The sequence below is a fragment of the Streptomyces carminius genome, assembly GCF_002794255.1.
Classification (GTDB): domain Bacteria; phylum Actinomycetota; class Actinomycetes; order Streptomycetales; family Streptomycetaceae; genus Streptomyces; species Streptomyces carminius.
Genome location: NZ_PGGW01000069.1, coordinates 485,161 through 507,011, shown reverse-complemented (window position 1 = coordinate 507,011; position 21,851 = coordinate 485,161). Strand labels below are relative to the sequence as shown.

The following is a 21,851-nucleotide window of genomic DNA, read 5'->3' as shown; positions in this document are numbered from 1 at the left end:
CGCGCGGGGACGCGCCACGAGACCACGCTGACGCTGAACAAGGAGCCTCATGCATCATCACCCCTGGCAGGACACCTCCCGACCCGCGGAGGAGCGCGCCGCCGATCTGCTGTCCAGAATGTCGCTGGAGGAGAAGCTGGCCCAGCTCTCCAGCATCTGGCCGGGTTCCGAGGCCGAGGGCGAGGACGTCGCTCCGTTCCAGCACGAGGTCTCCGAGACCGTCGACCTGGACGGCCTGCTGCCGCACGGCCTGGGCCAGCTCACCCGTCCCTTCGGCACGGCTCCGGTGGAGCCGGCCGAGGGCGCGCGGGCCCTGGCCGCCTTCCAGGAGAAGGTCGCCGCGGCCAACCGTTTCGGCATACCGGCCCTGGCCCACGAGGAGTGCCTGACCGGCTTCACCGCCTGGCAGGCCACCATCTTCCCCACCCCGCTGGCCTGGGGCGCCACCTTCGACCCGGCCCTGGTACGGGAGATGGCCGCGGGCATCGGCGCCTCGATGCGCTCGGTCGGCATCCACCAGGGCCTCTCACCGGTCCTGGACGTGGTGCGCGACCCGCGCTGGGGCCGTACCGAGGAGTCCATCGGCGAGGACCCGTACCTGGTGTCGACCGTGGCCACCGCCTACGTGGCGGGCCTGGAGTCGAGCGGGGTCGTGGCCACGCTCAAGCACTTCGCCGGTTACTCGGCCTCCCGGGGCGGGCGCAACCACGCCCCGGTCTCGATCGGCCCGCGCGAGCTGGCCGACGTGATCCTGCCGCCCTTCGAGATGGCACTGCGCGAGGGCGGCGCCCGCTCGGTGATGCACGCCTACAACGACCTCGACGGCGTCCCGGCGGCGGCCAGCCCCGAACTGCTGACCGAGCTGCTGCGCGAGCAGTGGGGCTTCACCGGCACCGTCGTCGCCGACTACTTCGGCATCTCCTTCCTGGAGCGCAACCACCGCGTCGCCGACTCCCCCGCCCGGGCCGGTGCCCTGGCCCTGAAGGCGGGCGTCGACGTGGAGCTGCCGAGCGTGCGCTGCTACGGCGAGCCCATGCTGAAGGCCGTCCGGTCCGGGGAGGTTCCCGAGGAACTGGTGGACCGGGCCGTACTGCGGGTCCTGCGGCAGAAGTGCGAGCTGGGCCTGCTGGACCCCGACTGGTCGCAGACCGCCTCGTCCGCCCTGCCCGAGGGCGAGGTCGACCTCGACCCGCCCGCCATGCGGGCGCTGGCCCGGAAGGTGGCCGAGGAGTCGGTCGTCCTGCTCGACAACGCCCGGGGCGTGCTGCCGCTGGACCCCGCGGCCCGCGTCGCCGTGGTGGGGCCGTACGCGAACGAGCAGTCGGCCATGCTCGGCTGCTACACCTTCCCCCGGCACGTCGGGGTCGAGCACCCCGACAAGCCGCTGGGCGTGGAAATCCCCACGCTGCTGGAGGCCCTGGGCACCGGGCTGCCCGGAGCGGCCCTCACCGACAGCCCCGACGGCGCCGACGTCGTCGTCGCGGTGCTCGGCGACCGCTCCGGCCTCTTCGGCCGCGGCACCTCCGGCGAGGGCTGCGACGCCGAGGACCTCACCCTCCCCGACGGCCAGGCCGAGTTCCTGGACGAGCTGCTGGAGAGCACCGACAAGCCGGTCGTGCTGGTGCTGTTCACCGGCCGCCCGTACGCGCTCGGCCGCTGGGCGGACCGGCTCGCCGCCGTGGTGCAGGCGTTCTTCCCCGGTGAGGAGGGCGGACCGGCGGTCGCCGGGGTGCTCACCGGGCGGGTCAACCCCTCGGGCCGGCTCCCGGTCAGCGTCCCGCGCGGCAACGGCGGCCAGCCCTGGACCTATCTGGCGCCGCCGCTGGGCCTCAAGGGCGCGGCCAGCAACCTCGACCCGACGCCGCTGTACCCCTTCGGGCACGGCCTGTCGTACACCACCTTCGCGTGGGAGCCGGCCGCGGCCGGCGACGGCAACATCCCGACGGACGGCGGCACCGAGGTCCGCGTCACCGTGCGCAACACCGGCGAGCGGGCCGGTACCGAGGTCGTCCAGCTCTATCTGCACGACCCCGTGGCCCGCACCGTCCAGCCGGTCAGCCGGCTGGTCGGCTACGCCCGGGTGCCGCTGGAGCCCGGTCAGGCCGCCGAGGTCGTCTTCGACTTCCACGCCGACCTGGCCTCGTACACCGCCCGGCCCGGGCAGCGGATCGTCGAGCCCGGCGCCGTCGAGCTGCACCTGGCCGCGTCCAGCTCCGATGTCCGCCACACCGTGCCGCTGACCCTGACCGGGCCGGAGCGCACGGTCGGCCACGACCGCCGGATGGTCTGCGGGACGCAGGTGCGCGTACCGCAGTCCTGAGCCCCACCGCCTGTCACGGCGGAACGCAGGAGGAGCCCGGCACCGGCCGCCCCGGTGCCGGGCTCCTCCTGCGTTCCGGTGCGCCGCCCTCCGCGGCCGGCCCGGCTCGCCGCGCGGGGCCGGGGAGACCACCGGGAGGTGGTCCCAGGCGCAGGGGCACACCGGACCGGACCAGAAGCCGGCAGACGTCATCGGACGTCTCCCTCCTCCCCCTGTCCCTCCACACCTCCTGCCCTCCTGGTGTCCTCCCGGGTCACCGCCGTCACCCGGATTCGGCCACCCGACCGGTTGTTGACCCGCCCGGCTCCTGCGGGTGACCGGATGTTAACGCTCCGTCAAGTCTGCGTCCCTACCGTCCGGAGCACCCCCTCACGCCTCCGCGGCCGGCCGGCCGCGGAGCCGGACGACTTCGGTGGAGTGACCGTGGAACGTCGCAACTTCCTTCGTGGAGCCGTACTCACCGGATCGGCCGCCGCCTTCGGCGGCTCCCTGTGGCGCGGTGCCGCACACGCCGCGCCCGCCCAGCCCGGCCCGGGCCCCTACGGGTCCCTGCGTCCGGCCGACAGCAACGGGATCCAGCTGCCCCAGGGATTCACCAGCCGGGTGGTCGCCCGCTCCGGGCGACGGGTCTCCGGCACCTCCTACACCTGGCACAACGCCCCCGACGGCGGCGCCTGCTACGCGGACGGGGGAGGCTGGATCTACGTCTCCAACTCCGAGATCAACCCCGGCGGCGGCGCGAGCGCGATCCGCTTCGACTCCTCGGGCACCATCACCGACGCCTACCGCGTCCTGTCCGGCACCCGCCAGAACTGCGCGGGCGGCGCGACCCCGTGGAACACCTGGCTGTCCTGCGAGGAAGTCGACCGCGGCTATGTCTTCGAGACCGACCCGTGGGGTGCGAAGTCCGCCGTGCGCCGCGACGCCATGGGCCGCTTCAAGCACGAGGCCACGGCCGCCGACCCGGTCCGCCGGGTGATCTACCTGACCGAGGACGTCTCCGACGGCTGCCTCTACCGCTTCCGCCCCACCACCTGGGGCGATCTGTCCTCGGGGACGCTGGAGGTGATGACGGGCGGCTCGGGCACCTCCGGCTCCATCGGCTGGGCGACCGTGCCGGACCCGTCCGCCGCCTCCACCGCCACCCGCCACCAGGTCTCGGCCGCCAAGCATTTCAACGGCGGGGAGGGCTGCCACTACGCGAACGGCATCTGCTGGTTCACCACCAAGGGCGACGGCCGGGTGTGGCAACTCGACGCGGCGGGCAACACCGTGGAGCTGGCCTACGACGACTCCCTGATCTCCGGCAGCACCCCGCTGACGGGCGTGGACAACGTCACCAGCGCCTCCTCCGGCGACCTCTTCGTCGCCGAGGACGGCGGCAACATGGAGATCTGCGTCATCACCCCGGAGGGCGTGGTGGCGCCCTTCCTGCGGATCAGCGGCCAGTCGTCCTCGGAGATCACCGGCCCGGCCTTCTCCCCCGACGGCGGCCGGCTGTACTTCTCCAGCCAGCGCGGTACCAGCGGCAGCAGCTCGGGCGGCATCACCTACGAGGTGCGGGGCCCGTTCCGCTCCTGAGTCCCCCGGCCCCGGGCACCGGCGCTCCCCCGGTGTCCGGGGCCGGGCGGTCCCCGGCGGCACGGCGCGCGTCAGCGGTAGTCGTCCGGGTGGTCCTGCATCCAGACGTTGATCCGGTCGCGGGTGCCGAAGAGGGCGTCCTGGTGCGCCTTGAGGTTGGCGAAGGACCGGTCCTCGCCGATGTCCTTCCGCAGCGCCGCGATCCAGGCGATCGGTTCGGGGAAGTGGCCGGGTCCCTTGGGGTCGGCCTTCATCGCCGCGTCCAGGCCCTCCAGTTCCTCCAGCACCCGGCCCAGCAGGTACTCGCAGTTCCCCGGGGTGCCGCAGGAGTCGCCCAGGGTGGCCTGAAGCCCCGCGAACGCGTCGCGCACCGCCTCCGGCCCGGGGCTCGGCCTCCCCGCCGCCGGGGTGTCCGAACCGTGGATGTCCAGGACCGTCGCGCCGGGGTCCGCCTCGGCCTGTTCGCGCTGCTCCTCCCGCCGCTGCTGCGCCGCGATCTCGGGGTGGTCGGAGGAGCCCGGGACGGCCGGCGCGGTGGAAGACCCGGATGGCCCGCCGTCCGCCCTCTCGTCCGTGCCGTCCGTGCCGTCCGGGCTGCCGGAGCAGGACAGCAGCAGCGCCGCCAGGGGTGCGGCAAGCAGGGCGGTACGGGCACGGCGGGTGCTCATGGTGCGCTCTCCGTTCGGTCGGCGGCCGGGGGGCAGGCCGCGCGAAGTGCCCTGCCCCGGGAGGGAATTCGTCCGTAGCCGGGCAGGCGGGACGTCCGACGGTACGTCATGGCCGTCCGGCCCGCCGCGCGGCTGCGCGGCGGGCCGGACGTTCCCACCACCGGAAGGAAGGTTTTCGTTACCCGAAGGGGATGGTCAGCACCGAGCCGGAGCCGACCTGGAGCTTCGCCGGAGCGTTGCCGATCGCGCTCCACACCTCCACCCGGACCGTTCCGCCCCGCAGGTCGCCGAGGCTGCCGGAGGCCGAGCGCAGACCGGCGCGGGAGGCCGCGTACTCCTCCCAGCCGTCGACCGGGTCGGTGGCGAAGTAGCGGTAGGTCTCGACCCTCTCGAAGGTGCCGTCGCCGGTCAGGTCGTACGAGACCCGGGCCTGCTGTCCGAGGCCGACGGCCGTACCCGCGTCCACCTTCAGCCGGAAGTCGGTGGCGCCGCCGGACTCGTGGTCGCCGTTGACGTTCCTGATCTCGTAGACCAGCGGACGGTGGGGGGTGCCGTCGTGGTTGGCGCCGCCCGCCGAGGCGATGGTGTCCGCCGTGGCGGAGGAGGCCGCCGAGGTGTTCAGCGTTCCGCCGGAGCGCAGGTGGAAGGTGTCACCGGTGGCCGGCGGGTCGTCCGGGTCCCCCGGGTCGCCGCCGTCGTCGCCGTCGCCGTCGCCGTCGCCCGGGCCGGCGGTGCCGGTGCCGGTGGCCGTGGAGCGGGCCGGGACGGTCAGCTTGCCGCCGTCGGAGAACGTCACCGTCCTCGCCGTGTCGGAGTAGTTGTGCGCGGCGTAGGTGCGGGTGCCGTTCTTGGTGAAGACCGCGGCGGTCGGGCTGTCCGCGGTGACGGAGGTGTCGGGCGCCCCGAGCGCGTCCAGGGTGGCGATCCAGTGGTAGGTGTGGGCCTTGGTCTCGCCCGCCTCCGGGGTGTAGCCCGCCCCCTGCGCGTCCCAGGCGGCCTTGCCCTTGGCGGGGTCGGCCAGCGCCTGGAACTCCCAGAAGATGTCGCGCCACTCGACGGCCGGACCGCCGTTGGCCTTCTCCATCTCGGCGATGCTGCGCCGGATGGCGTCCTTGTTGCGGGCCAGGTGGAGCGAGCCGCCGGTCACCGGAAGGACGTTGATGCCGTGGATCTCCTCGGGGTTGGCGGTCCACCAGGTGGAGTAGGCGCCGCCGCTGCCCCACACCATGCCGACGACGTCATGGCCGAAGTTCTCGGGGTAGACCTTCTGGTCGGCGTCGAACCAGTACTGGGCGATGGCCTCGGACTCGGTGGTCAGCAGGTAGACGCCCAGGTCGCGCAGGGAGTCGTCACCGGTGGCCGAGCCCCACAGGATCAGGCCCGCGCTGAGGTTGACCGACTCCGAGGACGACTCCTGGTTGTTGCCCGCGGCGAAGCCGGCGTGCCCGGCGGCCCAGCTGTGTCCGGCGTAGACGTCGAAGCCGCGCAGGAAGGGGAACTTCGAGTCGGTGCGGCTGGGGTTGGCGGCGTCCCGCACGAGGGTCTTGACCATGCCGCCCCAGGCGGAGTCGGCGGCCCACTCCTTGTCGTACTGGGCCACGATCGCCGCGGCCATCACGTAGTACGAGTAGTGGAAGTGGTGGTCGTTGAGCTCCTTGTCGCTGCCGTAGGAGGCCGGGTACCCGGTGAGCGTGCGCCAGTCGCGGTCGTAGGAGAACTCCGAGGCGCCGCCGACGGTGAACCACTCCTGGAGCCGGCCCTTGAGCAGCCCGAGCAGCTTGTCGCGGACGGCGGTCTCACCGATCTGGTCGGCGATGGGCACGAGCTGGGCGAGCTTGCCGAGCTGCTTGCCCGTCCAGTAGGTGTCCGTGGCGCCGTCGAACGGGTCGGCGGCGTTCGCGACCTCCCTGAGGTGGCCGGCGAGCTTCGCCTTGTCCACGCCGGACGCGGTGGGCAGCCCCGGCAGGACACCGGTCACCGGCTGGGAGGTGGTGAAGGAGGTGCCCTCGCGGACCTTCATGGTGCCGCGCGGCGAGGTGTAGGTGTAGGAGGTCAGCGCGTCGGAGGTGTGCAGCCACTGGTGGCGGTAGAGGGCCTGGAGGGTGCCCCGCTCGCTGCCCTCCTTGGCGGTGGTGGAGAGCGTGTAGGTGGCCTTGACCCGGCCCGCCGCCCGGTCGTAGTCCCAGCTCACCTTGGAGCCGGTGACGAAGCTGAAGGCGTACTTGCGGTACGTGGCCAGCGCGTCGGTGCTGGGCAGGACGGCCAGCGAGAAGTAGTCCTTACCGCCCAGGTCGGCGCGGATGTCGGTGCCGGAGACCGTCCAGTCGCTGCCCGAGGGGGCGAACAGCGCGTAGTGGTGACCGCCGATGGTGACGCCCAGGACGTTGCCGTCGTCGGCGAAGACGTCCGGGGCGGACGCGGCGGAGATCCGCGCGGCGCCGCCGCTGCCCTGCGCGTACACGTACGGCATGCCGTGGCCGATGGTGGTGCGCAGCGTGCGGGTGCCGTCGGACCACTGGGGGGTGACGGTCCAGTCGCTCCAGGAGTCGGCCTTCGCGTCGGGGGAGTTGAGGCCCTGCAGACCGACGGTCAGATCACGCTTGTGCGTGAACTCGTACTGGCGGCCCTCGCCGACGATCGCGTGCGAGGTGGGGTAGCCGACCTCCAGACCGCCGGAGACGGCCTTGTAGGTGAGGGGGTGCCCGTACATGTTCTCGGAGTACGGGTTGTCGGGGTACCGCTGGAAGGCCAGCGACGACCACCAGTCGTTGGTGGGCACCGGCTTGTCCGCGGCGGCGGAGGTGACCTTGGGCTTGACGGGCGCGCCGGCGTTGTTCTCCGGGCCGGCGGCTCCGGAGGGCCGGGTGTCGCTGTAGCTGCCGGAGCCGACGGGGACGGCGGCGGCACTGGCGCTACCGGCCCCGACGACACCGAAGCCGATGCCGGCGGCGGCGGTGGCCACCGCCGCCGTCACCGCGACGAGGCGTCTGTGGGGGAGTTTCACGAACGGCTCCTAGGTTCTTGAGAGCGCTCTCAGGTTCCGGCAACGTAAATTTTTGTCAAATGCGCGTCAAGGTCTTCGACAGAACTCGTCGAGAACGCCTGTCAAATGTTCAACAGTTGACGCCGTATCACCGTTTTGCGCGGCTCTCCCTGTGCGACCGCCCGTATACGGTCCGTCCCCGGCCGGCGGGGACCGCCCGCCGGCCGGGGACTGCCCCGCCTCACCCCTTCAGTTCGAGGACCGCCTTCCCGTGCAGCCGGCGCTCCCGGAGCGCCTCGACCGCCGTCTCCACCTCGTCCCAGCCGCCCCGCCACGCGATCCCCGCGTCCAGGACGCCGGCCGCCACCCGGCCCGCCAGCCAGGTCAGGTCCGGGGCCAGCCCGGCGCAGTGGCCGAGGAAGAAGGAGGTGACCGAGCGGTCGTGATGACCGGGCAGATGACCGGAGAGCGCGGCGAACGGGAAGTGCTCCCCCTCGCCGGTCACCCGGCCGACCGACACCAGGACCCCGTGTTCGCCGAGCTTTGCGTAGGCCTCGACCAGTTGCCCGCCGCCGACCGTGTCGACCACCCCGGCCACCGGCTCCCCGAGCTCGGACGGCCCGGCGACCACCTCGTCGGCGCCCAGCTCCCGCAGGCCCTCGCCGTGCCGCTCCGGGTCGCCGGTGCTCGCGACGACGTGCGCGCCGCCGAGCCGGGCGAGCTGGACGGCGTACCGCCCGACCCCGCCGGTGGCACCGGTGACCAGGACGCGCCTGCCGAGGATCGGCCCGAGCCGCCGCAGGGCGCGCAGCGCGCTCGCCCCCGCCACGGGGACGGTGCCGACGGCCCCGGGGTCGGCGCCGGCGGGCACGGTGCCGATCCAGTCGGTGGGCACGGCCCGCAGCTCGGCGGCGGCGCCGTCGAAGCCGAGGGTCACCACCGGTGTGCCGACGGCGGGACCGGAGCCGTCGGCGGCCGCCCGCTCCACCACCCCGGCGGCGTCCAGGCCGAGGACGGTGCCGTCCGGGGCTCCGGGATAGCCCAGATCGCTGTGGTTCAGGGACACCGCGGTGACGCGGACCAGCGCCTGGCCGGCCTCGGGCCGCGGGTCCGGGGCCGTGCCGAGGCGCAGTCCGCCGGGGGCGGAGCCGTCGACGAGGAGAGCACGCATGGGTCACACCTTTTCGTGGAGGAGCTCGAACGACGACCATGGTGCCACTGAGTGGCAGATGCCCACAAGTGGCGTTCGCCTCTCCGTTATGCTGCCCGTATGAGCACCACAGCGCCGTCCGGCCGCCCCCAGGAGCGCCCCACCCTGCGGGAGCGCAAGAAGCAGCGCACCCGGCACGCGCTGATCGGCACCGCCCTGGACCTGTTCACCGAGCGGGGCTTCGACAACGTGACGCTCGACGAGCTCTGCGAGGCGGTCGAGGTGTCCAAGCGGACCTTCTTCCGCACCTTCACCGGCAAGGAGGAGGTGGCCATGGCGCCCTACGAGGACCTGTGGCTGGCCTTCCTCGACGATCTCGCCACCAGTGAGCCGCGAGACCGGCCGCTGGTGCGGACCCTCCAGGACAGCCTGCTGTCGGCCGTCGCCGCGATGACCGACGACGACTGGGTGCGCCGCGTCCTGCTCTGCCGCCAGCTCGCCGCGCGGACACCGTCGATCGAGTCGCACTGCCTGTACTTCTGCGACCGCACCGTCCGGGCCGCGCTGGAGGTCCTCCACCGGCGGTTCGACCTCCCCGGACCGCCCGACCTGCGCCCCCACCTCGCCCTCGACATGGTCGTCGCCGCCTCCCACCGCGCGATGGACACCTGGGCCGCCCGGCCCGGCACCCCCGGCCTCGCCGACCTCGCCGCCGACACCCGCGGTGCCTTCGAGGCCCTGCACGGCGGCCTCGCCCTCACCGCCGCCCCGCGGAGCACCTGAGGCCGGGCGCCGCCGGCGTCCCGGTACACCCGCCGGCCGCGGGGGGCGCGGTGCGCGGTGCGGACGAACGCCGCGCCGACAGCCCCGCGAGCGCGGCGGATCGAACGGCACGGACCGCCCGTCGAGTCCGGGCGGTCCCTCTCACCGCCGCGCGGTCGGCCGGGCGAGGGGAGCCGGACCGCACACCGGCGCGGCCCGGGGCGCGCCGCCGTACGACGGCGCTCCTCCGCCACTCCGCCACCGCGGGCGGAGCCCGGTGACGGTGCGCGGCTTGGCCGCCGGGCCGCCGCTCTGGCATCATGGACAAACGGAACATCGTTCCGATGACGGTGCGGAAGAATGCCCCGTTCCGGCGGGTCCGACGGCGGAGGAAGCGGCGCGGTGAACGACGGCGACGAGGGCGCGGGACGCGTGGTCCGGTCCGAGCGGGCGGACGCCCGGCGCAACAAGGAGGCGCTGCTCGGCGCGGCCGCCGCGGTCTTCGTCGCGTCGGGCGTGGAGGCACCGGTGCGTGACATCGCGGCCAGGGCCGGTGTCGGGGTGGGCACGATCTACCGCCACTTCCCGACCCGGGCGGATCTCATCATCGCCGTCTACCGGCACCAGGTCGAGGCCTGTGCCGAGGCCGGCCCGGCCCTGCTGGCGAGCTGTCCCACTCCCTATGCCGCGCTGCGGCGGTGGATCGACCTCTTCGTCGACTTCCTGGTCACCAAGCACGGACTCGCCGCCGTGCTGCAGTCCGACAACGCCGGGTTCGACACGCTGCACGCCTACTTCATCGACCGGCTCGTGCCCGTGTGCGACCGGCTGCTCGCCGCCGCGGCCGACTCCGGCGAGATCCACTCCGGCCTCGCCGGTCTTGAGCTGATGCGCGGCGTGGGCAACCTCTGCATCGGCGCGGGCAGCGATCCCCGCTACGACGCGCGCCGCATGGTGGGCCTCCTCGTCGACGGGCTGCGCCGGACGGACTGACCCGCGGAGCGGCGCCGTACCGCGGGTCAGTCCGGTGCCGCTCCGCCGGGAGCCGGCGCCGTGGTCACCGGGGCGCGGGAAGCGCACGGGCGCGGGCGCGGGCCGCCGAGTGCCGGGAGCGGGACGTCGCGGTACTCGGCGCCGCGCTGCCGGCCGTCTCGGTGACCGGCGGCCACGTGCGGCGGTGTGCCGGGCGGCACACCGGGACCGGGGGCCGCGTACCCGGGGGCGGCCGCGGCGGCGCCCGGGTACGCGCCCCGGTCCCGGGCGGAGGGAGCGGTGCCTCCGCACAGGCACCACCCCCTCCCTTTCGGGTGCCGGAACCGCCGTCCCACCGCCGGTGAGGGTCCGGGTGGCGGGGACGGTTCCGGTGTCGGGTGGTCACGGGACCGGCGGGACTACCGGCTGTCGCTGCCGCCCGCGGCCTCCATCATCGCCGCGCGGCCCGCCTCCAGGCGGGCGACCGGAATGCGGAACGGGGAGCAGGAGACGTAGTCCAGGCCGACGGAGTGGAAGAAGTGGACCGACTCCGGGTCGCCGCCGTGCTCACCGCACACGCCGAGCTTGAGGCCGGGGCGGGTGGCCCGGCCGGCCTCGGCGGCGCTGCGGACCAGGGAGCCCACCCCGTCGACGTCGATGGTCTCGAACGGCGAGACGCCGAAGATGCCCTTCTCCAGGTAGGCCGTGAAGAAGCTGGCCTCCACGTCGTCCCGGCTGAACGCCCACACCGTCTGGGTGAGGTCGTTGGTGCCGAAGGAGAAGAAGTCGGCGCACTCGGCTATCTGCCCGGCCGTCAGCGCGGCGCGCGGCAGCTCGATCATGGTGCCGAGGGCCAGGTCCAGCGACACGTCGTGGGTGCCCTCCACCTCGGCGATGACCTTCTCCGCGTCCTCACGGACGATCTCCAGCTCCTGCACGGTGCCCACCAGCGGGATCATGATCTCCGCACGCGGATCGCCGCCCGCCGCCCGCCGTTCGGCCACCGCCTCGGCGATGGCCCGCACCTGCATGGTGAACAGACCGGGGATCACCAGGCCCAGGCGTACCCCGCGCAGGCCCAGCATCGGGTTCTGCTCGTGCAGCCGGTGGACGGCCTGGAGGAGACGCAGCTCGTTCTCGTGGGGCTCCTTGCGGGCCTCGGCGAGCGCCACCCGTACCGACAGCTCGGTGATGTCGGGGAGGAACTCGTGCAGCGGCGGGTCGAGCAGCCGGACGGTGACGGGCAGGCCGTCCATCGCCTCGAACAGCTCGACGAAGTCGTCCTTCTGGCGCGGCATCAGCCGGGCCAGCGCCTCCTGGCGTTCGGTGTCGGTGTCGGCCAGGATCAGCCGTTCGACCAGTTCGCGCCGCTCGCCGAGGAACATGTGCTCGGTGCGGCACAGACCGATGCCCTGGGCACCGAAGCGGCGGGCGCGCAGGGCGTCCTCGGCGTTGTCGGCGTTGGCGCGGACCCGCAGGCGGCGGACCCGGTCCGCGTACGCCATGATCCGGTGGACGGCCTCGACCAGCTCGTCGGCGTCCTCGGCCCCGGCGTGCGTCCGGCCCTCGAAGTACTCCACGACCGGGGAGGGCACCACGGGCACCTCGCCGCGGTAGACCTTGCCGGTGGAGCCGTCGACGGAGATGACGTCGCCCTCCTCGACGACCACCCCGCCGGGGGCGCTCAGACAGCGCCGCTTGGTGTCCACCTCCAGCTCCTCCGCGCCGCACACGCAGGTCTTGCCCATGCCGCGGGCGACGACGGCGGCGTGCGAGGTCTTGCCGCCGCGGCTGGTGAGGATGCCCTCGGCGGCGATCATGCCGTCGAGGTCGTCGGGGTTGGTCTCGCGGCGGACGAGGATGACCTTCTCGCCCGAGCGGGACCACTTGATCGCGGTGTAGGAGTCGAAGACCGCCTTGCCGACGGCAGCGCCCGGCGAGGCGGCGATGCCCCAGCCGATGCGCTCGGCTCCGCCGTCCCCGATCCGCTTCTCCTCGAAGCGGGGGAACATCAGCTGGGCGAGCTGGGCGCCGTTGACCCGGCGCAGCGCCTCGGCCTCGTCGATGAGGCCCTGGTCGACGAGCTGGGTGGCGATGCGGAACGCGGCGGCGGCGGTGCGCTTGCCGACGCGGGTCTGGAGCATCCACAGCTTGCCGCGCTCGATGGTGAACTCGATGTCGCACAGATCCCGGTAGTGGTTCTCCAGGATCTCCATGATCTCCATGAGCCGGTCGTACGAGCTCTTGTCGATCCTCTCCAGCTCGGCGAGCGGCACGGTGTTGCGGATGCCGGCGACGACGTCCTCGCCCTGGGCGTTGGCGAGGTAGTCGCCGTAGACGCCCTGCCGGCCGCTGGCGGGGTCGCGGGTGAAGGCGACGCCGGTGCCGCCCCCCTTGGAGTCCGCCGTGGGGCCGAGGTTGCCGAAGACCATCGAGCAGACGTTGACGGCCGTGCCCAGGTCGTGCGGTATGCGCTCCTGGCGGCGGTAGAGCCTGGCCCGGTCGCCGTTCCAGGAGTCGAAGACCGCACGGATGGCGAGGTCCATCTGCTCGCGGGGGTCCTGGGGGAAGTCGCGGCCGGCCCGCTCGGCGACGATGTCCTTGAAGGTCCCGACGAGCCGCCTGAGGTCGTCGGCGTCCAGATCGACGTCGGTGGCCGCGCCCCGTTCCCGTTTGGCCTCCTCCAGCGCCTCCTCGAACAGGTCGCCGTCGATGCCGAGGACCGTCCTGCCGAACATCTGGATGAGGCGGCGGTAGGAGTCCCAGGCGAAACGCTCGTCGCCGGCCTGGGCGGCGAGTCCGGCGACCGAGGCGTCGGACAGCCCGATGTTGAGGACGGTGTCCATCATCCCCGGCATGGAGAACCTGGCACCGGAGCGGACGGACACCAGCAGGGGGTCGTCCGCCTGGCCGAGCTTCTTGCCCATCCTCCTCTCCAGCGCTTCGAGGTGGGCGCCCACCTCGAAGCGGAGGGCCGGGGGCTCGGCACCGGATTCGAGATAGACCTTGCACGCCTCGGTCGTGATGGTGAACCCGGGCGGAACCGGGAGACCGAGGTTCGTCATCTCGGCAAGGTTGGCCCCCTTGCCTCCGAGGAGGTCCTTGAGGTCCTTGTTGCCCTCGGTGAAGTCGTAGACGAACTTCTGACTTGCGTGAGGCTCTTCGTTTTCCGGCACGAGAATCGCGCTCCTCGCTGGATCCCCCGGCCGGTGACGACCGGAGGAAGGCTGCCCTGACGGCGGGGAGAGTACCCAGATCGAAGGCTTGGAGTACGGCCACCATTAGGCCATGCGGGTGTAATCGCCCATCTGCCGAAGGATCACAAGCAAAGGCTTGTTCAAGAGCCGGCGATCCCCGTCTTCACCTGTCGAAGCCGCCACTGCGCGGTGTGACCGGTGGATCGGTTCCAGGGTGACCGAGGGCGACCGGTGGAGGCAGAAGGTGAAGGAAACAGGGGTGGCACCCGGTGTCATCTCTTGGAGAAGTGCAGAGCCGCGCTTTACGCTCATATGAGCAAGGCATGTATCAAAGTGGCGAGGATCACGCCCTTGCGGCCCACCTCGTCTCACCCACCGGACACATCCGGGCGCGACTCCGCTCCGATGAGCGGGCTGCGGGTCCGGCGGGTCACAGTCCCAGCGCGGCCAGCCGGGCGTCGGCCCGCCCGGGGGCGTAGAGCTCCTCCACGACCATGCCCCCCGCCCCGAGCAGGCCCGCCCGCTCGCCGAGCCGGGAGGTGACCACCGTCAGATGGGCGGTGCTGCGGGGCAGGGCCCGCTGGTAGAGCAGCTCCCGCACCCCGGTGACGAACGGCGTGCCGGCCAGGTCGCCCGCCACCACCAGCACCCCCGGGTTGAGCACGGTCACCACCGTGACCAGCACCTCCCCCACCCGGCGCCCCGCCTCCCGGGCCAGCCGGACCGCGTCGGGCCGGCCGGCCGCGAGCTGCTCGCGCACCTCGGCACCGGAGACGGTCGGCACCCCGGCGGCGGTGAGCTGCCGGGCCAGCGCCCGGCCGCTGGCGACCGCCGCGAGACAGCCGTACGAGCCGCACATGCACAGCGCGTCCGGACGGTCGTGCAGCCGGATGTGGCCGATGTCCCCGGCGCCGCCGTCGATGCCCCGGTAGACCCGGCCGTCCACCACCAGGCCGGCGCCGATCCCGGTGGAGACCTTCACCAGCAGGAAGGCGGCGCAGTCGGGATGTTCCGCGCGCTGCTCGGCGTACGCCATGAGGTTGGCGTCGTTGTCCAGCAGGACGACGGGGGCCGCTTCCACCGGGGCGTCCCCGAGCAGCCGCTCCGCGTACGCGTGCCGCAGCCGCTCGCGGACCGGATGGCGGTCCCAGCCCGGCATGATCGGCGGCTGGACCACCTGCCCGGTCCCCCACTCCACCGGTCCGGGCACCGCCAGTCCGATGCCGCACACCTTCTCCGGCCGCGCCCCGGCCCGCTCCAGCAGCGGCGGGAACCAGTCCACCAGGGTGTCGACCGCCTTCTCGGGGCCGTCCTCGACGTTCAGCGGCCCGGTGTGCTCGGCCAGCACCGCGCCGTCCAGGTCCAGTACGGCGGCCCGGCCGTGCCGAACCTCCAGGTCCGCGGCGAGGACCACGGCGTGGGAGCCGTCGAACTCCAGCCGCAGGGCGGGCCGTCCGCCGGCCGGCCCGCCCGCGGGCACGGCGGCCCCCTCCCGGATCCAGCCGGCCCGGAAGAGCCGGTCGAGCCGCTGGCCGACGGTGGAGCGGGACAGGCCCGTGACGCGCTGGAGCTCCCCGCGGGTGGTCGCCCGCCCGGTGCGCACGAGCCGCAGCAGGTGCCCCGCGCTCGCCTGGTTCGCGGCCGGGCCGCCGGCCGTGCTTCCCGTCATGCCTCCGGTCATGGGGTCATCTTCGCCGTCCCTGCCGCGCGCCCGGCGCACCGCCCCCGGCCGGACCGTCCGCCACGGGTGGCAGTGGTCGCGGCAGTGGTCTCCGTCACACCGGATCCGGCCGTGCGGGGCGCCCGCTCACCGGGCGGGGGCCGGCGCGGCGGCGAACGCCGGGCGTACGCAGGGGCGTTCGCGCGCTCCCCCGTTGCCCCCTTTCGCTTCCCGTGTGTCAGTTCTCACAGCCCTACTTCTGCCTATCCGAAAGACAAAACCATAGGCTTACAAAGACGTAACCAGGCTGTCATCCACATCCACATCGGAGTTGTCGTGGAGCGTGTCGCACAGATCACCGGTCCTCCCCCGCCCACCGCCGCCCCGGGGGTCCACAACCCGCTGCCGCGGGCCGGGCGCCCCGGGTTCCGCACGCCGCGCTCCGGTGTTCCCGCCGCCGCCCGCGGGGCCGCGTGATGGAGGGCTTCCCACCCGTCCAGCCCTACGTCCCCGCCCAGCGCTCCACCGCCGGTGTCACCGCGCGCGAGCTGCGGCACGCCGCGCGGCAGGTACTCCTGAGGAACTGGACCGGCGCCTCGACGGTGCCCTCACAGGGGCTGTACCCCCACCAGTGGAGCTGGGACTCCGCGTTCATCGCGATCGGTCTGCGCCACGTGTCGGCGGTACGCGCCCAGCGCGAGCTGGAGACCCTGCTGGCCGCCCAGTGGGGCGACGGACGCGTCCCGCACATCGTCTTCAACCCGTCGGTGCCGCTGGGGGCGTACTTCCCGAGCCCGGACTTCTGGCGCTCCTCGACGGCGGGTGCGGCGGCCGGGGCGCCGAAGACGGTCGAGACCTCCGGCATCGTGCAGCCGCCCGTCCACGCGCTGGCCGCCTGGCTGGTGCACCGGGCCGACCCGGCCGCCTCCCGGCGGCGCGGTTTCCTGCGCCGGCTGTACCCGAAGCTGGCCGCCTGGCACCGCTACCTCACCGAGCACCGCGACCTGGGCGGGCACGGTCTGGTGTCGGTCGTCCACCCGTGGGAGCCCGGCATGGACAACAGTCCCTGCTGGGACGCGCCGCTCTCCCGCGTCGAGCCGGCCGACCCGGCCTCCTTCCGCCGCTGCGACCTCGACCACGGCTGCCCCGACGACCGTCCGACCGATCTGGACTACGGCCGCTACGTGCGGCTGGCGGCCGACTACCGCGACCACGGCTACCGGGACGCCGAGGCGTCGCACCCCTTCGCCGTCGAGGACCCCGGGGTCAACGCCCTGCTGATCGCCTCCGAGTACGCGCTGGCGGACATCGCCGACGAGATCGCGCCCGAGGTCGTGCCCGATCCGGTCGCCGCGGCCCGGTCCGGGCCGCGGACCGAGGCCGACCGCCACCGCGCGCGGGCCCGGCGGCTGACCACCGCCCTGGTGGCGCGGCTGTGGGACGCCGGGGCCGGGCAGTTCCTCTGCCGCGACGTGCGCGCCGGCGGACTGATCCGCGAGCGCAGCGTCGCCGGGCTGCTCCCGCTGATCGTGCGGGGGCTGCCGCGGGACGTCGTCGACACCCTGCTGCACACACTCGGCGGCGCGCACTTCGGCCTGGGCGACAGCGCGCGTCTGGTGCCCAGCTACGACCTGCGCGGACCCGTCTTCGACACCCGCCGCTACTGGCGCGGGCCCGCCTGGTTCAACGTCAACTGGCTGCTGGAACGCGGTCTGCGGCACCACGGGCACCCGAAGCGGGCCGCCGCCCTGCGGGCCACCATGCTGGCGGCCGCCGCCACCTCCGACTTCGCCGAGTACGTCGATCCGCGCACCTGCGCGGGGCACGGCACCCGGCAGTTCAGCTGGACGGCGGCCCTCACCCTGGACCTGCTGGCCCGTACCGCCGCCCGGCCGGCCGGTGAACGGGACACCGGCGGGCGGGCCGGGGACCGCGCGGCGGTACGCGCCGGGGTGCGCGCCGCGGTACGGGCCGGAGCGCGGGCCGAGGTCCGGGTACGGGACGGCCGCGCGGCGCACTGAGTGCCACCGCCCCGGGGGGCGGGTGCGCCGGGCGGGTCAGCCGCCGGAGGTGTCCAGCTCGGCGTCCACCGAAACGCCCGCGCAGTCCTCCGGGTCGTCCAGCCAGCCGTCGGGCAGCACCACCCGGTTGCGGCCGGAGGTGCGGCCGCGCGGGCCGTCGGCGCCGCTCGGCCAGGGCTGGTCCAGGTCGAGTTCGCCCAGCAGTTCCGCCAGTTCCGCGAGCGAGGAGGCCACGGCCAGCCTGCGGCGCATCCCGGAGCCGACCGAGAAGCCCTTGGTGTACCAGGCGACGTGCTTGCGGAAGTCGATCACGCCGCGCGCCTCGTCCTCCAGCCACTCCCCCAGCAGCCGGGCGTGCCGCAGCATCACCGCCGCGACCTCCCGCAGGGCGGGCCGGGCCCGCTCGGGACGGCCCTCGCAGGCGGCCACCAGATCGGCGAAGAGCCAGGGCCGGCCCAGGCAGCCGCGGCCGACGACGACTCCGTCGCAGCCGGTCTCGCGCATCATCCGCACCGCGTCGTCGGCCGACCAGATGTCGCCGTTGCCCAGGACCGGGATCTCGGGCACGGCCTCCTTCAGCCGGGCGACGGCGTCCCAGTCGGCGGTGCCGCCGTAGTGCTGGGCGGCGGTGCGGCCGTGCAGGGCGACGGCGGTGACGCCCTCCTGCACGGCGATGCGCCCGGCGTCCAGGTAGGTGAGGTGGTCGTCGTCGATGCCCTTGCGCATCTTCATCGTCACCGGCAGTCGGCCCGCGCCGGTGACGGCCTCGCGCAGGATCGCCCGCAGCAGGGGGCGCTTGTAGGGCAGCGCGGAACCGCCGCCCTTGCGGGTGACCTTGGGGACCGGGCAGCCGAAGTTGAGGTCGATGTGGTCGGCCAGATCCTCGTCGGCGATCATGCGCACCGCCTTGCCGACGGTGGCCGGGTCCACCCCGTAGAGCTGTATCGAGCGCGGCCGCTCGGTGGCGTCGAAACGGATGAGCCGCATGGTCTTCGCGTCCCGCTCGACCAGCGCCCGGGTGGTGATCATCTCGCTGACGAACAGCCCCCGGCCGCCGCTGAACTCCCGGCACAGCGTCCGGAACGGCGCGTTGGTGATCCCGGCCATCGGCGCGAGGACCACCGGCGGCCGGACCGGGTACGGGCCGATGGCGAGCTGCTGTGCCGGCTGCTGTGTCATGGGCGGCGGCATCCTCGTGGTCACTCGGGCGGGGAACGGACCCTCCATTGTCCCTCATCCGGTCCGTCCCCCGGCACGACCCCGTCCCCGCTCCCGGGCGCCCGCCGTCCGGCGCCCGCCCTCCGTCTCAGTGCGACAGGAGGGCCGGGAGGAGGGTGGTGAGGAATCCGGCGGCCCCGATCAGGCCCAGGATCCACGGCGCGGGGCTCAGCCGCCGTCTGCCGCGCGCCCCGTGTCCGGCGAGATGGCACACGGCCTCGGGGCGGGCCGGGCCCCGGGCCGTCCAGTGGTCGTCGCAGGTGCCGCAGACGAGGCGGTGCGCGTGCCCGGTCCCGCGGCGCGGGCCGAGGCCGCGGACGATGCGCACCTCGTGGAGGTGACCGTCCGGGCCGTAGCCGCTGACCGTGCCGATCGTCGGCATCCTTCCCCCTTTCCGTCCGGTTCCCCGCCGTACGGTGCCCCGCCGAGTCTGACGCGCCCGGGGACCCGGTGGCAGGGCCGATGGCAGCAGTGTGAAAACCGCCCGGACTGCCGGATCCCGGCAAGGTGCGCGCGGCGGGCCCGGCCCGGCGCCCGGACCGCCGCGGACACCCCGTTCCGCCCCGGCCCGCATATGCGGTTTCTGACGGACCGTCGCTTTCGGCGGCCACCGTTGCTAGCCTCTTCGCGACCTTGTAGCCGGAGCGCTCTGGGAGCGCTCCCATTCTGCCTGGAGGCAGACATGCGGAAGAACGTCGGAGCCGTGTTACGGACGGCGGCCGTGGCCACCGCCGGAGCGGCGGCGGCAGTCGTCCTGCCCATCGCCCCCGCCACCGCCGCCGAGACCGACGGGTCGGCGCCCGAGACCCGGTCCCAGCTGGTGCTGACCATGTCGGCGAGCACGCTCGCCCCCGGCTCCCGGTTCACCCTGGAGTGCCAGCCCCCCGGCGGCGACCACCCCGACCCGGTGACCGCCTGCGCCACGCTGTCCCAGGCGGGCGGCGACTTCGACAAGATCGACCCCAACGGCATGATGGGCTGCCACGCCCTCCACGACCCGGTGACCGTCACCGCCGAGGGCACCTGGCTCGGCGAGAAGGTCACGTACTCGAGGAGCTTCACCAACGGCTGCGCCGCCATGGTGGCCACGAACTTCGTCTTCATGCCCTGAGGCCGCCGGACGGCGCCGGTGCCGCCGCCCTGCCCCTCCCCGGCCGCCCGCCCGGCTCCCCCGGCCCGGCGGGCGGCCGGTCCCGTACCGGCCGGGGCGGCTCTCCCGCGGCGGCCCCCCCGTCCGCGGCGGCGGACGGCAGGTGGGAGCGCGGCTGCGTCTTCGCGCCACCGGAATGGCTTGTTTCGTCTCCTGAACGCGCCGAGTCCGCCGATCTCCGCTGTTAATCTCGCCCCCACCCCTGCCAGAGACGCCCGACGGCGTCGGCCCACAGGAGACACAGACACCATGCGTACCAAGAACCGCAGACACCCGTCGCGCGTGGCGGCCGTGGCCGCCGCCGCGGCGGCGGCGCTCGTCCTGCCCGTCGCTCCCGCCGTCGCCGCCGGGACCGGCGACATCCTCCCCGGCGCGAAGTCCTCCCTGGAGCTGACCCTGTCCGCGGACCGGAACAACCCGGCCGTCAGCGTCACCCTGGAGTGCGAGCCCGCCGGGGGCACCCACCCCACCCCGCAGAGCGCCTGCGACAAGCTCGCCGCCGCCGACGGGGACCCCCGGTTCCTCCAGCCCCTGCCCGTGCTCTGCTCCGCCGTGCACGACCCGGTGACCGCCACCGCCACGGGCCACTGGCACGGCCGGCAGGTCAACTACCGGGCGACGTTCACCAACCGCTGCGAAGCCGCCGTCGGAACAGACCTCCTCTTCCGCTTCTGAGCCGTACCGGACCGCCCCGCGACGCGGGGGAGCCCCGGACCGCCGTGCGGCGGTCCGGGGCTCCCCCGCGTCGCGGTGCCGCGGGCCGTCAGCAGCCGAGCAGCCGGCCCGCGAGGTAGGACTCGACCTGGTCGAGCGAGACCCGCTCCTGCTTCATCGAGTCGCGCTCGCGCACGGTCACCGCGTTGTCGTCGAGGGTGTCGAAGTCGACGGTGACGCAGAACGGCGTGCCGATCTCGTCCTGGCGGCGGTAGCGGCGGCCGATCGCGCCCGCGTCGTCGAACTCGATGTTCCAGTGCCGCCGCAGCGCGTCCGCCAGCCCCTTGGCCTTCGGCGAGAGCTGCGGGTTGCGGGACAGCGGCAGGACGGCGACCTTGACCGGCGCCAGCCGCGGGTCGAGGCGCATCACGACGCGCCGCTCCATCTTGCCCTTGGCGTTGGGGGCCTCGTCCTCGAGGTAGGAGTCCAGCATGAAGGCCAGCATGGTGCGGCCGACACCGGCCGCGGGCTCGATGACGTACGGCGTCCAGCGCTCGCCGGCCTCCTGGTCGAAGTACGACAGGTCCTGGCCGGAGGCCTTGGAGTGCGAGCTGAGGTCGTAGTCGGTGCGGTTGGCCACGCCCTCCAGTTCGCCCCACTCGCCGCCGCCGAACCGGAAGCGGTACTCGATGTCGGCGGTGCGCTTGGAGTAGTGGGAGAGCTTCTCCGCCGGGTGCTCGTACCAGCGCATGTTCTCCTCACGGAGACCCAGGCCGGTGTACCAGTTCCAGCGCTGCTCCATCCAGTACTCGTGCCACTTCTCGTCCTCGCCCGGCTTGACGAAGAACTCCATCTCCATCTGCTCGAACTCGCGGGTGCGGAAGATGAAGTTGCCCGGGGTGATCTCGTTCCGGAAGGACTTGCCCATCTGCGCGATGCCGAACGGCGGCTTGCGGCGCGAGGTCTGCTGCACCTGGGCGAAGTTGGTGAAGATGCCCTGCGCCGTCTCCGGGCGGAGGTAGGCGACCGAACCGGAGTCCTGGGTGGGGCCGAGGTGCGTGGACAGCAGGCCGGAGAACTGCTTGGGCTCGGTGAACTGGCCCTTGTTGCCGCAGTTGGGGCAGTTGACGTCCGCCAGGCCGGCCGCGGGGAGGCGGCCGTGCTTGGCCTCGTACGCCTCCTCCAGGTGGTCGGCCCGGAACCGCTTGTGGCACGAGGTGCACTCGGTCAGCGGATCGGTGAAGGTGGCGACGTGGCCGGAGGCCACCCACACCTCGGAGGCCAGGATCACCGACGAGTCGATGCCGACCACGTCGTCGCGCGAGGTGACCATGGAGCGCCACCACTGGCGCTTGATGTTCTCCTTCAGCTCCACGCCCAGCGGACCGTAGTCCCAGGCGGCCCGCTGGCCGCCGTAGATCTCGCTGCAGGGGTAGACGAAGCCACGGCGCTTGCTGAGGCTGACGATGGTGTCGATCTTGTCGGCGGCCACGTTGCTCTCTTCGTTACAGGACA

Annotated in this window: 15 protein-coding genes; 7 read left to right on the top strand and 8 right to left on the bottom strand. The window is 73.5% G+C overall.

Annotation, left to right across the window (positions count from 1 at the left end):
- Nucleotides 1–49 precede the first annotated feature (49 nt).
- Together CUT44_RS29185 and CUT44_RS29180 are read left to right on the top strand one after the other, a co-directional pair.
- The gene (locus CUT44_RS29185; protein ID WP_100204941.1) at nt 50–2,320 is read left to right on the top strand and encodes a beta-xylosidase/alpha-l-arabinosidase; all 2,271 of its coding nucleotides are present in this window, start codon (nt 50–52) and stop codon (nt 2,318–2,320) included.
- Between the two features lie 423 nt (nt 2,321–2,743).
- Complete coding sequence (locus tag CUT44_RS29180; RefSeq protein WP_100205273.1) at nt 2,744–3,901, top strand: alkaline phosphatase PhoX; 1,158 nt, start codon at nt 2,744–2,746, stop codon at nt 3,899–3,901.
- Between the two features lie 71 nt (nt 3,902–3,972).
- Here the strand turns inward: CUT44_RS29180 and CUT44_RS29175 are convergent, their stop codons facing one another.
- The 3 genes from CUT44_RS29175 to CUT44_RS29165 form a co-directional block, all read right to left on the bottom strand.
- Nucleotides 3,973–4,569 carry a hypothetical protein gene (locus tag CUT44_RS29175; protein WP_100204940.1) on the bottom strand — a complete coding sequence of 199 codons (597 nt, stop codon included), beginning with the start codon at nt 4,567–4,569 and terminating at the stop codon, nt 3,973–3,975.
- Between the two features lie 178 nt (nt 4,570–4,747).
- Nucleotides 4,748–7,573, bottom strand: coding sequence for a glycosyl hydrolase (locus CUT44_RS29170; RefSeq protein ID WP_408646808.1), 2,826 nt, complete (start codon nt 7,571–7,573; stop codon nt 4,748–4,750).
- Nucleotides 7,574–7,793: 220 nt separating this feature from the next.
- On the bottom strand, nt 7,794–8,723 hold the full coding sequence (locus CUT44_RS29165) for a zinc-binding dehydrogenase (RefSeq protein WP_100204939.1): 930 nt from the start codon (nt 8,721–8,723) through the stop codon (nt 7,794–7,796).
- 99 nt (nt 8,724–8,822) lie between these two features.
- On the opposite strand from CUT44_RS29165, the gene CUT44_RS29160 reads away from it, so the two are divergent.
- Nucleotides 8,823–9,485, top strand: coding sequence for a TetR family transcriptional regulator (locus CUT44_RS29160; RefSeq protein ID WP_100204938.1), 663 nt, complete (start codon nt 8,823–8,825; stop codon nt 9,483–9,485).
- Nucleotides 9,486–9,866: 381 nt separating this feature from the next.
- Nucleotides 9,867–10,457, top strand: coding sequence for a TetR/AcrR family transcriptional regulator (locus CUT44_RS29155; protein ID WP_233221741.1), 591 nt, complete (start codon nt 9,867–9,869; stop codon nt 10,455–10,457).
- Nucleotides 10,458–10,855: 398 nt separating this feature from the next.
- Here the strand turns inward: CUT44_RS29155 and ppdK are convergent, their stop codons facing one another.
- Together ppdK and CUT44_RS29145 are read right to left on the bottom strand one after the other, a co-directional pair.
- Complete coding sequence (ppdK, locus tag CUT44_RS29150) at nt 10,856–13,612, bottom strand: pyruvate, phosphate dikinase (RefSeq protein ID WP_100204936.1); 2,757 nt, start codon at nt 13,610–13,612, stop codon at nt 10,856–10,858.
- A gap of 451 nt (nt 13,613–14,063) precedes the next feature.
- Nucleotides 14,064–15,314 carry an ROK family transcriptional regulator gene (locus CUT44_RS29145; protein WP_233221740.1) on the bottom strand — a complete coding sequence of 417 codons (1,251 nt, stop codon included), beginning with the start codon at nt 15,312–15,314 and terminating at the stop codon, nt 14,064–14,066.
- A gap of 455 nt (nt 15,315–15,769) precedes the next feature.
- On the opposite strand from CUT44_RS29145, the gene CUT44_RS29140 reads away from it, so the two are divergent.
- Entirely contained in the window at nt 15,770–17,314 is a 1,545-nt protein-coding gene (locus CUT44_RS29140) for an MGH1-like glycoside hydrolase domain-containing protein (RefSeq protein WP_233221739.1), read from the top strand.
- Nucleotides 17,315–17,350: 36 nt separating this feature from the next.
- Here the strand turns inward: CUT44_RS29140 and dusB are convergent, their stop codons facing one another.
- Both dusB and CUT44_RS33285 read right to left on the bottom strand, forming a co-directional pair.
- Nucleotides 17,351–18,493 carry a tRNA dihydrouridine synthase DusB gene (gene dusB / locus CUT44_RS29135; protein ID WP_100204935.1) on the bottom strand — a complete coding sequence of 381 codons (1,143 nt, stop codon included), beginning with the start codon at nt 18,491–18,493 and terminating at the stop codon, nt 17,351–17,353.
- 127 nt (nt 18,494–18,620) lie between these two features.
- The gene (locus CUT44_RS33285) at nt 18,621–18,914 is read right to left on the bottom strand and encodes a hypothetical protein (protein ID WP_158239685.1); all 294 of its coding nucleotides are present in this window, start codon (nt 18,912–18,914) and stop codon (nt 18,621–18,623) included.
- Nucleotides 18,915–19,214: 300 nt separating this feature from the next.
- Between CUT44_RS33285 and CUT44_RS33280 the strand changes: the two genes are divergently transcribed.
- Nucleotides 19,215–19,643 carry an SSI family serine proteinase inhibitor gene (locus CUT44_RS33280; RefSeq protein ID WP_158239684.1) on the top strand — a complete coding sequence of 143 codons (429 nt, stop codon included), beginning with the start codon at nt 19,215–19,217 and terminating at the stop codon, nt 19,641–19,643.
- A gap of 288 nt (nt 19,644–19,931) precedes the next feature.
- Complete coding sequence (locus CUT44_RS29125; RefSeq protein WP_100204934.1) at nt 19,932–20,357, top strand: SSI family serine proteinase inhibitor; 426 nt, start codon at nt 19,932–19,934, stop codon at nt 20,355–20,357.
- Nucleotides 20,358–20,445: 88 nt separating this feature from the next.
- On the opposite strand, the gene CUT44_RS29120 is transcribed toward CUT44_RS29125, so the two are convergent.
- Nucleotides 20,446–21,828 carry a glycine--tRNA ligase gene (locus CUT44_RS29120; protein ID WP_100204933.1) on the bottom strand — a complete coding sequence of 461 codons (1,383 nt, stop codon included), beginning with the start codon at nt 21,826–21,828 and terminating at the stop codon, nt 20,446–20,448.
- Nucleotides 21,829–21,851 lie beyond the last annotated feature (23 nt).

Coding starts and splice junctions, on each gene's coding strand:
- CUT44_RS29175 (WP_100204940.1), bottom strand. CDS start 4,569: ATGAGCACCCGCCGTGCCCGTACCGCCCTGCTTGCCGCACCCCTGGCG.
- CUT44_RS33285 (WP_158239685.1), bottom strand. CDS start 18,914: ATGCCGACGATCGGCACGGTCAGCGGCTACGGCCCGGACGGTCACCTC.
- dusB (WP_100204935.1), bottom strand. CDS start 18,493: ATGACACAGCAGCCGGCACAGCAGCTCGCCATCGGCCCGTACCCGGTC.
- CUT44_RS29160 (WP_100204938.1), top strand. CDS start 8,823: ATGAGCACCACAGCGCCGTCCGGCCGCCCCCAGGAGCGCCCCACCCTG.
- CUT44_RS33280 (WP_158239684.1), top strand. CDS start 19,215: ATGCGGAAGAACGTCGGAGCCGTGTTACGGACGGCGGCCGTGGCCACC.
- CUT44_RS29125 (WP_100204934.1), top strand. CDS start 19,932: ATGCGTACCAAGAACCGCAGACACCCGTCGCGCGTGGCGGCCGTGGCC.
- CUT44_RS29140 (WP_233221739.1), top strand. CDS start 15,770: ATGGAGGGCTTCCCACCCGTCCAGCCCTACGTCCCCGCCCAGCGCTCC.
- CUT44_RS29165 (WP_100204939.1), bottom strand. CDS start 8,723: ATGCGTGCTCTCCTCGTCGACGGCTCCGCCCCCGGCGGACTGCGCCTC.
- CUT44_RS29185 (WP_100204941.1), top strand. CDS start 50: ATGCATCATCACCCCTGGCAGGACACCTCCCGACCCGCGGAGGAGCGC.
- CUT44_RS29145 (WP_233221740.1), bottom strand. CDS start 15,314: ATGACCGGAGGCATGACGGGAAGCACGGCCGGCGGCCCGGCCGCGAAC.